The organism is Caballeronia pedi, assembly GCF_001544915.2.
Classification (GTDB): Bacteria; Pseudomonadota; Gammaproteobacteria; order Burkholderiales; family Burkholderiaceae; genus Caballeronia; species Caballeronia pedi.
In genome coordinates this window covers 57,908-72,165 of the sequence record NZ_FCOE02000038.1, presented here as the reverse complement: position 1 = coordinate 72,165, position 14,258 = coordinate 57,908, and the positions used below count along the sequence as shown (strand labels likewise).

Below are 14,258 nucleotides of genomic sequence, written 5' to 3'. Positions count from 1 at the left end.
GTGAAACGACTCCACGCCGATGATAGTGCGGAGCTCCCGTGTGAAAGTAGGTAATCGTCAGGCTCCTCATGCTACAACGCAAATGAAAGCCCCAACTCCCTGAGTTGGGGCTTTCTGCGTTTTCGTCTCACCTATAAGTGAGAGCCTCAATTGTTTTGGGTCGTAAGAACCGCTTGACAACGGTGTGTTGTTGCCCCATAATCGATAGTTCTCTGCGGAGGGGTGCCCGAGTGGCTAAAGGGGGCAGACTGTAAATCTGTTGGCTTACGCCTACGTTGGTTCGAATCCAACCTCCTCCACCAGAATTCAAGCGGTAAGGGAATCCAACCCTCGCGGGTGTAGCTCAATGGTAGAGCAGAAGCCTTCCAAGCTTATGACGAGGGTTCGATTCCCTTCACCCGCTCCAGTGTCGGTTTTGTAGTGCCCATGTGGCTCAGTGGTAGAGCACTCCCTTGGTAAGGGAGAGGTCGGCAGTTCGATCCTGCCCATGGGCACCAGCTGTATCAGTCTAGTAAGTTGCGCGCGGCGCAAGGTGCGAAAATCCTGTTAGGAGTCGAAAATGGCCAAAGGTAAATTCGAGCGGACCAAGCCGCACGTGAACGTGGGCACGATCGGTCACGTTGACCACGGCAAGACCACGCTGACGGCAGCGATCACGACGGTTCTCACGCAGAAGTTCGGCGGCGAAGCCAAGGCGTACGACCAGATCGACGCGGCGCCGGAAGAAAAGGCACGTGGTATCACCATCAACACCGCGCACGTCGAGTACGAAACGGCTAACCGCCACTACGCACACGTCGACTGCCCGGGCCACGCTGACTATGTGAAGAACATGATCACGGGCGCCGCGCAGATGGACGGCGCGATCCTGGTGTGCTCGGCCGCTGACGGCCCGATGCCGCAAACGCGTGAGCACATCCTGCTGGCCCGTCAGGTTGGCGTGCCGTACATCATCGTGTTCCTGAACAAGTGCGACATGGTGGACGACGCCGAACTGCTCGAGCTCGTCGAAATGGAAGTGCGTGAGCTTCTGTCGAAGTACGACTTCCCGGGCGACGACACCCCGATCATCAAGGGTTCGGCCAAGCTGGCGCTGGAAGGCGACAAGGGTGAGCTGGGCGAAGTGGCGATCATGAGCCTGGCCGACGCGCTGGATTCGTACATCCCGACGCCGGAGCGCGCAATTGATGGTTCGTTCCTGATGCCGGTGGAAGACGTGTTCTCGATCTCGGGTCGTGGCACGGTGGTGACGGGCCGTATCGAGCGTGGCGTGGTCAAGGTCGGCGAGGAAATCGAAATCATCGGTATCAAGCCGACGGTGAAGACGACCTGCACGGGCGTGGAAATGTTCCGTAAGCTGCTGGACCAAGGTCAAGCGGGCGACAACGTCGGTATCCTGCTGCGCGGCACGAAGCGTGAAGACGTGGAGCGTGGTCAGGTTCTGGCCAAGCCGGGTTCGATCACGCCGCACACGCACTTCACGGCTGAAGTGTATGTGCTGAGCAAGGACGAAGGCGGCCGTCACACGCCGTTCTTCAACAACTACCGTCCGCAGTTCTACTTCCGTACGACGGACGTGACGGGCTCGATCGAGCTGCCGAAGGACAAGGAAATGGTGATGCCGGGCGACAACGTGTCGATCACGGTCAAGCTGATCGCGCCGATCGCCATGGAAGAAGGTCTGCGTTTCGCCATCCGTGAAGGCGGTCGTACCGTCGGCGCTGGTGTCGTGGCGAAGATTATCGAGTAAGAGCCAGAAATCTTCTCGGTAGTTTGTGGTTTCGGGGTCGGCGAAATCCGTCGACCCCAAATGGTTTAGGGGTATAGCTCAACTGGCAGAGCGTCGGTCTCCAAAACCGAAGGTTGGGGGTTCGATTCCCTCTGCCCCTGCCAAATTCTCGCGCCAGGTGGCGCTGTTTAAGGTGTTATGGCGAATCCTTCCGTCGAAACTGTAAATACTTCCGGCGACAAGTTGATGTTGGTGGCGGGCGTATTGTTGGTCTTGGCCGGGTTCGTTGGATTCTTCTGGCTATCTGGCCAAGAATGGTACGTCCGCGGCGCAGCGCTTGCTGTTGGTGTCATCGCGGGTGTCGCAGTCGGTCTTCTCTCTGCGCCGGGCAAAGGGTTCATCGCCTTCGCCAAAGACTCGTACAAGGAAGTCCGCAAGGTTGTCTGGCCGACCCGCAAAGAGGCCACGCAAACGACCTTGGTGGTCTTCGCGTTTGTTCTGATCATGGCCATCTTCCTTTGGCTTAGCGATAAGTCGATCGAATGGGTGATTTTCTCGGCGATTCTGGGTTGGAAATGATATGAGCGATACTCCGACATCCCCGAGTGGAAAGCGTTGGTATGTGGTGCACGCCTACTCCGGCATGGAGAAGAGCGTGCAACGTGCGCTTCAGGAGCGCATTGAGCGGGCAGGCATGCAGGATCAATTCGGTCAGATTCTCGTCCCGACCGAAGAAGTGGTTGAAGTAAAGGGTGGCCACAAGTCGGTCACCGAGCGTCGTTTCTTTCCGGGCTACGTCCTGGTTGAAATGGAAATGACGGACGAGACGTGGCACCTGGTCAAAAATACCGCCAAGGTCACGGGTTTCGTCGGCGGTGCGCGTAACCGCCCGAGTCCCATCTCGCCGCGTGAAGTCGAAAAGATCATGTCGCAGATGCAGGAAGGCGTCGAAAAGCCGCGGCCGAAGACGCTGTTCGAAGTGGGCGAAATGGTCCGGGTGAAGGAAGGCCCGTTCACCGACTTCAATGGCAACGTCGAAGAAGTGAATTACGAAAAGTCCCGAGTTCGTGTCTCCGTCACGATTTTCGGGCGCTCGACCCCCGTCGAACTCGAGTTCGGTCAGGTCGAAAAGCTTTAAACGAATACATCGCGCGTGGCTTTCGGGTCATCGCGCGATTCGCGCTTACGGTCCGCGTCATGACCGTAGAGGAGCGTCAGTAGCCGGCAACGTCGAACGCGCGCTATTACTCACCGAACGCTCACGCGTTCAGCAGAGGTTTTCAACATGGCAAAGAAAATCGTCGGCTTTATCAAACTGCAGATCCCTGCAGGTAAAGCCAATCCGTCGCCGCCGGTCGGTCCGGCACTGGGCCAGCGCGGCCTGAACATCATGGAGTTCTGCAAGGCGTTCAACGCGCAGACTCAAGGTATGGAGCCGGGTCTGCCGGTGCCGGTCGTCATCACGGCATTCGCGGACAAGAGCTTCACCTTCATCATGAAGACGCCGCCGGCTACCGTTCTGATCAAGAAGGCAGCTGCGATCCAAAAGGGTTCGGCAAAGCCGCATACCGACAAGGTTGGCAACATCACCCGCGCTCAAGCGGAAGAAATCGCAAAGACCAAGATGCCGGATCTTACGGCAGCTGATCTTGACGCAGCCGTGCGCACGATCGCCGGTAGCGCGCGTTCGATGGGCATCACAGTGGAGGGCGTGTAAATGGCTAAGCTTTCTAAGCGCCTTCAGGCATTCGCTGCCAAGGTTGATCGTCAGAAGCTGTACGCGATCGACGACGCACTCGCTCTCGTGAAGGAATGCGCGAGCGCGAAGTTCGACGAGTCGATCGACGTTGCAGTGCAACTCGGCATCGACGCGAAGAAGTCGGACCAAGTGGTTCGTGGCTCCGTGGTCCTGCCCGCTGGTACCGGCAAGTCGGTTCGCGTGGCAGTGTTCGCCCAGGGCGACAAGGCTGAGCAAGCTCGTGCAGCTGGCGCGGACATCGTCGGCATGGAAGATCTGGCTGAGCAAGTCAAGGCCGGCAACCTGAATTTCGACGTCGTGATCGCTTCGCCGGACACGATGCGCGTGGTCGGTACGCTGGGTCAGATCCTCGGTCCGCGTGGCCTGATGCCGAACCCGAAGGTCGGCACGGTCACGCCGGACGTCGCTCAAGCGGTCAAGAACGCGAAGGCGGGTCAGGTTCAGTTCCGCGTCGACAAGGCCGGTATCATCCACGGCACGATCGGTCGCGCATCGTTTGAATCGGCATCGTTGCGCCAGAATCTGGCCGCGTTGATCGAAGCGCTGCAAAAGGCCAAGCCGGCGACGAGCAAGGGCGTGTACCTGCGCAAGATCGCTGTGTCGAGCACGATGGGCGTTGGCGTTCGTGTCGATCAAGGCACGCTCGCGCAACAGTAAGAATTTCGAGCGCGGCCGCAAGGTCGCGCTGATAAAGGGCTTTGGGCGGTTGCAAGATTGCAGTTCCGAGTCGAGCAGCCGGTTGTCAAAGACCGTTGGTGGTGATGCAGCAGGCAGGCAGCACCTTAATTCAAGCCAACGCAGATGGCGAACCCGAAACAGTTTTGCAGTGGTTGAAGTCGGTTGTCGATCATCCTGAATGATCACCGATCGATCGAAATACTCCTAACAGTCGGACGCCGTTGTCGAACGTGGTGCATGAGGGTTTGTGGCCCGAGTGCATCGAATCTGGAGGTTTAACCGTGCCACTGAACAAAGAAGATAAGCAGGCAGTCGTCGCTGAAGTCGCCGCGCAAGTCGCGAAGGCTCAGACGATGGTGCTCGCTGAGTATCGTGGGATCACGGTTGGCGATCTGACCAAGCTGCGCGCGAAAGCGCGTGAGCAACAGGTGTATCTGCGCGTGTTGAAGAACACGCTGGCGCGTCGCGCTGTTGAAGGTACCCCGTTCGCTCCGCTGGCTGAGCAGATGACTGGTCCTCTGATCTACGGCATCTCGGAAGATGCCATTGCTGCTGCCAAGGTCGTCAACGACTTCGGCAAGAGCAATGACAAGTTGATCATCAAGGCTGGTTCCTACGAAGGTAACGTGATGGACAAGGCAGGCGTGCAAGCGCTGGCCAACATCCCGAGCCGCGAAGAACTGCTCTCCAAGCTGCTGTTCGTCATGCAAGCACCTGTTTCCGGCTTCGCGCGCGCCTTGGCCGCGCTCGCCGAGAAGAAGCAAGGCGAAGCTGCATAACGCACGCGCTTGGGCACCAGTTGCTCAGTTAGGTATTAGCTAGATCGCTAGCTCGATCCGAATTCAATTTAGGAGTATTTCAAATGGCAATCGCAAAAGAAGACATCCTGGAAGCCGTTGGCTCGATGTCGGTTCTCGAACTGAACGAACTGGTCAAGGCGTTCGAAGAGAAGTTCGGCGTGTCGGCTGCTGCTGTCGCAGTTGCTGGCCCGGCAGGTGGCGGCGCTGCTGCTGCTGTCGAAGAACAAACCGAGTTCACCGTGAACCTGCTCGAAGTCGGCGCAAACAAGGTTTCCGTAATTAAGGCTGTTCGCGAACTGACGGGTCTCGGCCTGAAGGAAGCGAAGGACCTGGTCGACGGCGCACCGAAGCCCGTTAAGGAAGCGGTGCCGAAGGCTGCTGCTGAAGAAGCGAAGAAGAAGCTGGAAGAAGCAGGCGCGAAGGCTGAAATCAAGTAAGTTTCGTTGCGCTATGCGAAGGCTGGCGGTTTTCCACCGCCGGCCTTTTTGTGCTTTGTGGGGACGCAGTTTTTATGCTTGTCAGCAAGCATAAATGTCTCCACAGAAGCCAAAGAAAACGTTCGAAGCGGCAGGTTTTTCCGATCGTTTTCTTTGTCTTCTGAAGCGACTGCAGAAGGCAAGTTTGGTCGGGTAGCGGGAAACACAGGCATCCGCTGCCGTCAGCCAGCGGTTGGTAGCGGCCAACCACCAAGCTTCTAGACTCGCGCGTCCTCCCCGGACACGTGCGCGGGTCTCAGTCGGTGAACACCGGGCTGTGACATCGAGGTATCCCGCCTCGGTAACGCCCGCCGTGATTCGGAGATCGTATGCAATATTCCTTCACCGAGAAGAAGCGTATTCGCAAGAGTTTCGCGAAGCGCCCCATCGTTCACCAAGTTCCCTTTTTGCTGGCGACCCAGCTTGAATCATTCCAGACGTTTCTGCAAGCAGACACGTCGTCGTCGCAGCGCAAGTCAGAAGGCTTGCAGGCTGCGTTCACCTCTGTTTTTCCGATTGTCTCGCACAACGGTTTTGCGCGGCTCGAATTCGTCAGCTATATGCTGTCCTCGCCGGCGTTCAATATCAAGGAATGCCAGCAGCGCGGCCTGACGTACTGCTCGGCCCTGCGCGCGAAAGTGCGTCTGGTTTTGCTCGATAAGGAATCGCCGAGCAAGCCCGTCGTCAAGGAAGTGAAGGAGCAGGAAGTGTACATGGGCGAAATTCCGCTCATGACGCCGACGGGTTCGTTCGTCATCAACGGTACCGAGCGCGTGATCGTGTCGCAGCTCCACCGTTCGCCTGGCGTGTTCTTCGAGCACGACAAGGGTAAGACGCACAGCTCCGGCAAGCTGCTGTTCTCGGCGCGGATCATTCCTTACCGTGGTTCGTGGCTCGACTTCGAATTCGATCCGAAGGACGTGCTGTACTTCCGCGTCGACCGTCGCCGCAAGATGCCGGTCACGATCCTGCTCAAAGCCATCGGCATGACGCCGGAGCAGATCCTCGCGAACTTCTTCGTGTTCGACAACTTCGGCCTGATGAGCGAAGGCGCGCAAATGGAATTCGTTCCTGAGCGCCTGCGCGGTGAAGTCGCGCGCTTCGACATCCAGGATCGCGACGGCAACGTCATCGTTACGAAGGACAAGCGGATCAACGCGAAGCACATTCGCGACCTCGAAAACGCCAAGACGAAGTTCATCTCGGTGCCCGAGGAGTATCTGCTCGGCCGCGTGCTGGCGAAGAACGTGATCGATCCGGAAACGGGCGAAGTGATCGCGAACGCCAACGAGGAAATCACTGAAACGGTCCTCGAAAAGCTGCGCGAAGCAAAGGTCAAGGACATCCAGACGCTCTACACGAACGATCTGGACCAGGGCCCGTACATCTCGTCGACGCTGCGTATCGACGAAACCGCCGACAAGATGGCCGCGCGCATCGCGATCTACCGCATGATGCGTCCGGGCGAGCCGCCGACCGAAGAAGCGGTCGAGGCGCTGTTCAACCGTCTGTTCTACAGCGAAGACGCGTACGACCTCTCGAAGGTCGGCCGCATGAAGTTCAACCGCCGCGTCGGTCGTGACGAAATCATCGGACCGATGACGCTGCAGGACGACGACATCCTCGCGACCATCAAGATCCTCGTCGAGCTGCGTAACGGCAAGGGCGAAGTCGACGACATCGACCACTTGGGCAATCGTCGCGTGCGTTGCGTGGGCGAACTCGCGGAGAACCAGTTCCGCGCGGGTCTCGTGCGTGTCGAACGTGCAGTGAAGGAACGCCTCGGCCAGGCCGAAAGCGAAAACCTGATGCCGCACGACCTGATCAACTCGAAGCCGATTTCCTCGGCGATCCGCGAGTTCTTCGGTTCGTCGCAGCTTTCGCAGTTCATGGACCAGACCAACCCGTTGTCGGAAATCACGCACAAGCGCCGTGTTTCCGCACTGGGCCCGGGCGGTCTGACGCGTGAGCGCGCGGGCTTCGAAGTCCGCGACGTGCATCCGACCCACTACGGCCGCGTGTGCCCGATCGAAACGCCGGAAGGTCCGAACATCGGCCTGATCAACTCGCTCGCGCTGTACGCGCACCTGAACGAGTACGGCTTCCTCGAAACGCCGTACCGCAAGGTCGTGGACAGCAAGGTGACCGACCAGATCGATTACCTGTCGGCGATCGAAGAAGGCCGTTACGTGATCGCTCAGGCGAACGCGGCAGTGGCCGACGACGGCACGCTGACCGACGAACTCGTGTCGTCGCGTGAAGCGGGCGAAACGCTGATGGTCACGCCGGACCGCATCCAGTACATGGACGTGGCGCCGTCGCAGATCGTGTCGGTGGCTGCGTCGCTGATTCCGTTCCTCGAGCACGACGACGCGAACCGCGCGTTGATGGGCTCGAACATGCAGCGTCAGGCCGTGCCGTGTCTGCGTCCGGAAAAGCCGGTCGTCGGTACGGGCATCGAGCGTACGGTGGCGGTGGACTCGGGTACGACCGTGCAGGCGCTGCGTGGCGGGGTGGTGGATTACGTCGACGCGGGCCGTATCGTGATTCGCGTGAACGACGATGAAGCCGCAGCCGGCGACGTCGGCGTGGACATCTACAACCTGATCAAGTACACGCGTTCGAACCAGAACACGAACATCAACCAGCGTCCGATCGCGAAGGTCGGCGACAAGGTCTCGCGCGGCGACGTGCTGGCCGACGGCGCCTCGACGGATCTGGGCGAGCTCGCGCTCGGCCAGAACATGCTGGTCGCGTTCATGCCGTGGAATGGCTACAACTTCGAAGACTCGATCCTGATCTCGGAAAAGGTCGTGGCGGACGACCGTTACACGTCGATCCACATCGAAGAGTTGAACGTCGTTGCTCGTGACACGAAGCTCGGACCGGAAGAAATCACGCGCGATATTTCGAACCTCGCGGAAGTGCAGCTTGGCCGTCTCGACGAGTCGGGCATCGTGTACATCGGCGCGGAAGTCGAAGCGGGCGACGTGCTGGTCGGCAAGGTCACGCCGAAGGGCGAAACCCAGCTGACGCCGGAAGAAAAGCTGCTGCGCGCGATCTTCGGCGAGAAGGCATCGGACGTGAAGGACACGTCGCTGCGCGTGCCGTCGGGCATGAGCGGCACGGTGATCGACGTGCAGGTGTTCACGCGCGAAGGCATCACGCGTGACAAGCGCGCGCAACAGATCATCGACGACGAACTGAAGCGCTATCGCCTCGACCTGAACGACCAGCTTCGTATCGTGGAAGGCGACGCGTTCCAGCGTCTCGCGCGCATGCTGAACGGCAAGGTCGCGAATGGCGGTCCGAAGAAGCTCGCGAAGGGCACGAAGATCGACCTCGCGTACCTCGAAGATCTCGACCACTACCACTGGTTCGACATCCGCCTCGCGGACGAAGAAGCGGCTGCGCAGCTGGAAGCGATCAAGGATTCGATCGAGCAGAAGCGTCACCAGTTCGACCTCGCCTTCGAAGAGAAGCGCAAGAAGCTCACGCAGGGCGACGAACTGCCGCCGGGCGTGCTGAAGATGGTCAAGGTGTACCTCGCCGTGAAGCGCCGTCTGCAGCCTGGCGACAAGATGGCGGGCCGTCACGGTAACAAGGGTGTCGTGTCGAAGATCGTGCCGATCGAAGACATGCCGTACATGGCCGATGGCCGTCCGGCCGACGTCGTGCTGAATCCGCTCGGCGTGCCGTCGCGGATGAACGTGGGTCAGATTCTCGAAGTGCATCTTGGCTGGGCCGCGAAGGGTCTCGGCTGGCGTATCGGCGAGATGCTGGAGCGTCAGACGAAGATCGAGGAACTGCGTCAGTTCCTGACGAAGATCTACAACGAGTCGGGCCGCAAGGAAGAGCTGGAAAGCTTCTCCGATGATGAAATCTTCGAACTCGCGAAGAACCTGCGCGAAGGCGTGCCGTTCGCAACGCCGGTGTTCGATGGCGCGACCGAAGAGGAAATGGGGCGTGCGCTCGATCTGGCCTATCCGGACGACATCGCCACGAACCTCGGCATGAACTCGTCGAAGAATCAGGTTCAGCTGCACGATGGTCGCACCGGCGAGCCGTTTGAGCGGAAGGTCACGGTCGGCTACATGCACTACCTGAAGCTGCACCACTTGGTCGACGACAAGATGCACGCGCGTTCGACCGGTCCGTACTCGCTCGTCACGCAGCAGCCGCTGGGTGGTAAGGCGCAGTTCGGTGGTCAGCGCTTCGGCGAGATGGAAGTGTGGGCGCTCGAGGCGTACGGCGCGTCGTACGTGCTGCAGGAAATGCTGACGGTCAAGTCGGACGACGTGACGGGCCGGACCAAGGTTTATGAGAACCTGGTCAAGGGCGATCACGTAATCGACGCGGGCATGCCGGAATCCTTCAATGTGTTGGTGAAGGAAATCCGCTCGCTCGGTATTGATATCGATCTGGACCGCAATTAATCGGACTACGGAGAGAAAGCAATGAAAGCTCTGCTCGATCTATTCAAGCAAGTCCAACAAGAAGAAGTTTTTGATGCGATCAAGATCGGCCTCGCGTCGCCCGACAAGATTCGTTCTTGGTCGTTCGGCGAAGTGAAGAAGCCGGAGACCATCAACTACCGCACGTTCAAGCCGGAGCGGGATGGTCTGTTCTGCGCGAAGATTTTTGGTCCGATCAAGGACTATGAATGCCTTTGCGGCAAGTACAAGCGCCTGAAGCACCGTGGCGTGATCTGCGAGAAGTGCGGCGTCGAAGTGACGCTGGCGAAGGTGCGTCGTGAGCGGATGGGCCACATCGAACTGGCCTCGCCGGTCGCGCACATCTGGTTCCTGAAGTCGCTGCCGTCGCGTCTGGGCATGGTGCTCGACATGACGCTGCGCGACATCGAGCGCGTGCTGTACTTCGAAGCATATGTTGTGATCGATCCGGGCATGACGCCGCTGAAAGCGCGGCAGATCATGACGGAAGAGGATTACTACAACAAGGTCGAAGAGTACGGTGACGAATTCCGTGCCGAGATGGGCGCGGAAGGCGTGCGCGAGCTGCTGCGCGCGATCAACATCGACGAACAGGTCGAGATGCTGCGCACCGAACTCAAGAACACGGGTTCGGAAGCGAAGATCAAGAAGTACGCGAAGCGCCTGAAAGTGCTCGAGGCATTCCAGCGTTCGGGCATCAAGCCGGACTGGATGGTGCTCGAAGTGCTGCCGGTGCTGCCGCCGGAACTGCGTCCGCTGGTGCCGCTGGATGGCGGCCGTTTCGCGACGTCGGACCTGAACGACCTGTATCGCCGCGTGATCAACCGTAACAACCGGTTGAAGCGTCTGCTCGAACTGAAGGCGCCTGAAATCATCGTCCGCAACGAAAAGCGGATGCTGCAGGAAGCGGTCGATTCGCTGCTCGACAACGGCCGTCGCGGCAAGGCGATGACAGGCGCGAACAAGCGTCCGCTGAAGTCGCTCGCCGACATGATCAAGGGTAAGGGCGGCCGTTTCCGTCAGAACCTGCTCGGTAAGCGTGTCGACTATTCGGGCCGTTCGGTGATCGTGGTCGGTCCGACGCTCAAGCTGCATCAGTGCGGTCTGCCGAAGCTGATGGCGCTCGAACTGTTCAAGCCTTTCATCTTCAACAAGCTGGAAGTGATGGGCGTCGCGACGACCATCAAGGCCGCGAAGAAGGAAGTCGAGAACCAGACGCCGGTGGTGTGGGACATCCTCGAAGAGGTGATCCGCGAGCATCCGGTGATGCTGAACCGCGCGCCTACGCTTCACCGACTCGGCATTCAGGCTTTCGAGCCGGTGCTGATCGAAGGCAAGGCGATTCAGCTGCACCCGCTCGTCTGTGCGGCGTTCAACGCCGACTTCGACGGTGACCAGATGGCCGTTCACGTGCCGCTGTCGCTTGAAGCGCAGATGGAAGCGCGCACGCTCATGCTGGCGTCGAACAACGTCCTGTTCCCGGCCAACGGCGATCCGTCGATCGTGCCGTCGCAGGATATCGTGCTGGGCCTTTACTACGCGTCGCGTGAAGCGATCAACGGCAAGGGCGAAGGCATGACGTTCACGGGCGTGTCGGAAGTCATCCGCGCGTACGAGAACAAGGAAGTCGAGCTGGCTTCGCGCGTCAACGTGCGTATCACCGAAATGGTGGCGAACGAAGACACGAGCGAGGGCGCGCCGAAGTTCGTGCCGAAGATCTCGCTGTTCGCGACGACCGTCGGCCGTTCGATCCTGTCGGAGATTCTGCCGCCGGGTCTGCCCTTCACGGTGCTGAACAAGCCGCTGAAGAAGAAGGAGATCTCGCGCCTGATCAACACGGCGTTCCGCAAGTGCGGTCTGCGCGAGACGGTGATTTTCGCCGACCAGCTGATGCAGATGGGCTTCCGTCTCGCAACGCGCGCCGGCATCTCGATCTGCGTGGACGACATGCTCGTGCCGCCGCAGAAAGAGACGATCGTCGGCGACGCCGCGAAGAAGGTGAAGGAGTACGACCGTCAGTACATGTCGGGTCTCGTCACCGCGCAGGAACGCTACAACAACGTGGTCGACATCTGGTCGGCGACGTCGGAAAGCGTCGGCAAGGCGATGATGGAGCAGCTCGCGACGGAGCCTGTCACCGACCGTGACGGCAACGAGACGAAGCAGGAGTCGTTCAACTCCATCTACATGATGGCCGACTCGGGCGCGCGTGGTTCCGCGGTGCAGATTCGTCAGCTCGCCGGTATGCGCGGCCTGATGGCGAAGCCGGACGGCTCGATCATCGAGACGCCGATTACGGCGAACTTCCGCGAAGGCCTGAACGTGTTGCAGTACTTCATCTCGACGCACGGCGCGCGTAAGGGCCTGGCGGATACGGCGCTGAAGACCGCGAACTCGGGTTACCTGACGCGTCGTCTGGTCGACGTGACGCAGGATCTGGTCGTCGTCGAAGAAGATTGCGGCACGTCGAACGGCGTGGCGATGAAGGCGTTGGTGGAAGGCGGTGAAGTCGTCGAAGCGCTGCGTGACCGGATTCTCGGCCGCGTCGCGGTAGCGGACGTCGTCAATCCGGAAACGCAGGAAACGCTGTACGCGTCGGGCGATCTGCTCGACGAAGACGCGGTGGAAGAGATCGAACGCCTCGGCATCGACGAAGTGCGCGTGCGCACGCCGCTCACCTGCGAAACGCGCTATGGCCTGTGCGCCTCGTGCTACGGCCGTGACCTCGGCCGTGGTTCGCGCGTGAACGTCGGGGAGGCGGTGGGTGTGATCGCCGCTCAGTCGATCGGTGAGCCGGGCACGCAGCTGACGATGCGTACGTTCCACATCGGTGGTGCGGCATCGCGTGCGGCGGTTGCTTCGACGGTCGAAGCGAAGTCGAACGGCACGGTGCGCTTCACGGCCACGATGCGTTACGTCACCAACGCGAAGGGCGAACAGGTCGTCATCTCGCGTTCGGGCGAGGCGATCATCGCGGACGACTTCGGTCGCGAGCGTGAGCGTCACAAGGTTCCGTACGGCGCGACGCTGCTGCAGCTCGACGGCGCGCAGATCAAGGCCGGTGCGCAACTGGCGCAATGGGATCCGCTGACGCGTCCGATCATCACCGAGTGGGGCGGTACGGTGAAGTTCGAAAACGTCGAAGAAGGCGTGACGGTTGCGAAGCAGATCGACGATGTGACGGGTCTTTCCACGCTCGTCGTGATCGACGTGAAGCGTCGCGGCTCGCAAGCTTCGAAGAGCGTGCGTCCGCAGGTGAAACTGCTCGACGCGAACGGCGAGGAAGTGAAGATCCCGAACACCGAGCATTCGGTGCAGATCGGCTTCCAGGTCGGCGCACTGATCACCGTGAAGGATGGTCAGCAGGTGCAGGTCGGTGAAGTGCTGGCGCGTATCCCGGTTGAAGCGCAGAAGACGCGTGACATTACCGGTGGTCTGCCGCGCGTGGCCGAACTGTTCGAAGCGCGCTCGCCGAAGGACGCGGGTATTCTCGCGGAAGTCACGGGCACGACGTCGTTCGGTAAAGACACGAAGGGCAAGCAGCGTCTCGTCATCACGGACCTCGAAGGCAATCAGCACGAGTTCCTGATCGCGAAGGAAAAGCAGGTGCTGGTGCACGATGGTCAGGTCGTCAACAAGGGCGAAATGATCGTCGACGGTCCTGCCGATCCGCACGACATCCTGCGTCTGCAGGGTATCGAGGCGTTGTCGCGCTACATCGTGGACGAAGTGCAGGACGTGTACCGTCTGCAGGGCGTGAAGATCAACGACAAGCACATCGAAGTGATCGTGCGTCAGATGCTGCGTCGTGTGCAGATCGTCGACAACGGCGATACGCGCTTCATCCCGGGCGAGCAGGTCGAGCGTTCGGACATGCTGGACGAGAACGACCGCATGATCGCGGACGACAAGCGCCCGGCGTCGTACGACAACGTGCTGCTCGGTATCACGAAGGCATCGCTGTCGACCGATTCGTTCATCTCCGCGGCGTCGTTCCAGGAAACGACTCGCGTGCTGACCGAAGCGGCGATCATGGGCAAGCGCGACGATCTGCGTGGCCTGAAGGAAAACGTGATCGTCGGCCGTCTGATTCCGGCCGGTACGGGTCTCGCGTTCCACAAGGCGCGCAAGGCGAAGGAATCGTCGGATCGCGAGCGTTTCGACCAGATCGCGGCCGAAGAGGCATTCGACTTTGGTACGCCGGAAACCCCGGCGGCGGAGCAGCAGCAACCGCATACCAACGAGTAAGCTTTCCTCGCTCGTAGCAGCATCGAACCGCTCAGCTTCGGCTGGGCGGTTTTTTTTCGTCTGGCGATTCTGACGTCGCAACCTCTGCCGTTTGGCTAACGATGCATTCGAACG

At 60.0% G+C, this 14,258-nt stretch carries 9 protein-coding genes and 4 tRNA genes; all 13 read left to right on the top strand.

The window, feature by feature from the left end; translation table 11 throughout:
* The first annotated feature begins 216 nt into the window (after positions 1 to 216).
* Positions 217 to 302 (top strand) — tRNA-Tyr (locus tag AWB80_RS34495).
* A 30-nt stretch (positions 303 to 332) separates the two neighbouring features.
* Positions 333 to 406, top strand: a tRNA-Gly gene (locus AWB80_RS34490).
* A 16-nt stretch (positions 407 to 422) separates the two neighbouring features.
* Positions 423 to 497 (top strand) — tRNA-Thr (locus AWB80_RS34485).
* Positions 498 to 559: 62 nt separating this feature from the next.
* The gene (gene tuf / locus AWB80_RS34480) at positions 560 to 1,750 is read left to right on the top strand and encodes an elongation factor Tu (RefSeq protein ID WP_061179121.1); all 1,191 of its coding nucleotides are present in this window, start codon (positions 560 to 562) and stop codon (positions 1,748 to 1,750) included.
* A 67-nt stretch (positions 1,751 to 1,817) separates the two neighbouring features.
* Positions 1,818 to 1,893, top strand: a tRNA-Trp gene (locus AWB80_RS34475).
* Between the two features lie 34 nt (positions 1,894 to 1,927).
* Positions 1,928 to 2,308: a preprotein translocase subunit SecE gene (secE, locus tag AWB80_RS34470; RefSeq protein WP_008343790.1), complete on the top strand. Its 381-nt coding sequence runs from the start codon at positions 1,928 to 1,930 to the stop codon at positions 2,306 to 2,308.
* A gap of 1 nt (position 2,309) precedes the next feature.
* A complete protein-coding gene (gene nusG / locus AWB80_RS34465; protein WP_014192489.1) occupies positions 2,310 to 2,867 on the top strand; it encodes a transcription termination/antitermination protein NusG in 558 nt (185 codons plus the stop codon).
* 147 nt (positions 2,868 to 3,014) lie between these two features.
* On the top strand, positions 3,015 to 3,446 hold the full coding sequence (gene rplK, locus AWB80_RS34460; RefSeq protein WP_061179127.1) for a 50S ribosomal protein L11: 432 nt from the start codon (positions 3,015 to 3,017) through the stop codon (positions 3,444 to 3,446).
* A complete protein-coding gene (gene rplA, locus AWB80_RS34455; protein WP_061179126.1) occupies positions 3,447 to 4,145 on the top strand; it encodes a 50S ribosomal protein L1 in 699 nt (232 codons plus the stop codon).
* Between the two features lie 302 nt (positions 4,146 to 4,447).
* On the top strand, positions 4,448 to 4,945 hold the full coding sequence (rplJ, locus tag AWB80_RS34450) for a 50S ribosomal protein L10 (protein ID WP_034473109.1): 498 nt from the start codon (positions 4,448 to 4,450) through the stop codon (positions 4,943 to 4,945).
* An 83-nt stretch (positions 4,946 to 5,028) separates the two neighbouring features.
* A complete protein-coding gene (gene rplL, locus AWB80_RS34445) occupies positions 5,029 to 5,403 on the top strand; it encodes a 50S ribosomal protein L7/L12 (protein ID WP_035511392.1) in 375 nt (124 codons plus the stop codon).
* A gap of 368 nt (positions 5,404 to 5,771) precedes the next feature.
* Entirely contained in the window at positions 5,772 to 9,878 is a 4,107-nt protein-coding gene (gene rpoB, locus AWB80_RS34440; RefSeq protein WP_061179125.1) for a DNA-directed RNA polymerase subunit beta, read from the top strand.
* A gap of 21 nt (positions 9,879 to 9,899) precedes the next feature.
* A complete protein-coding gene (gene rpoC, locus AWB80_RS34435) occupies positions 9,900 to 14,144 on the top strand; it encodes a DNA-directed RNA polymerase subunit beta' (RefSeq protein WP_061179124.1) in 4,245 nt (1,414 codons plus the stop codon).
* The last annotated feature ends 114 nt before the right edge of the window (positions 14,145 to 14,258 follow it).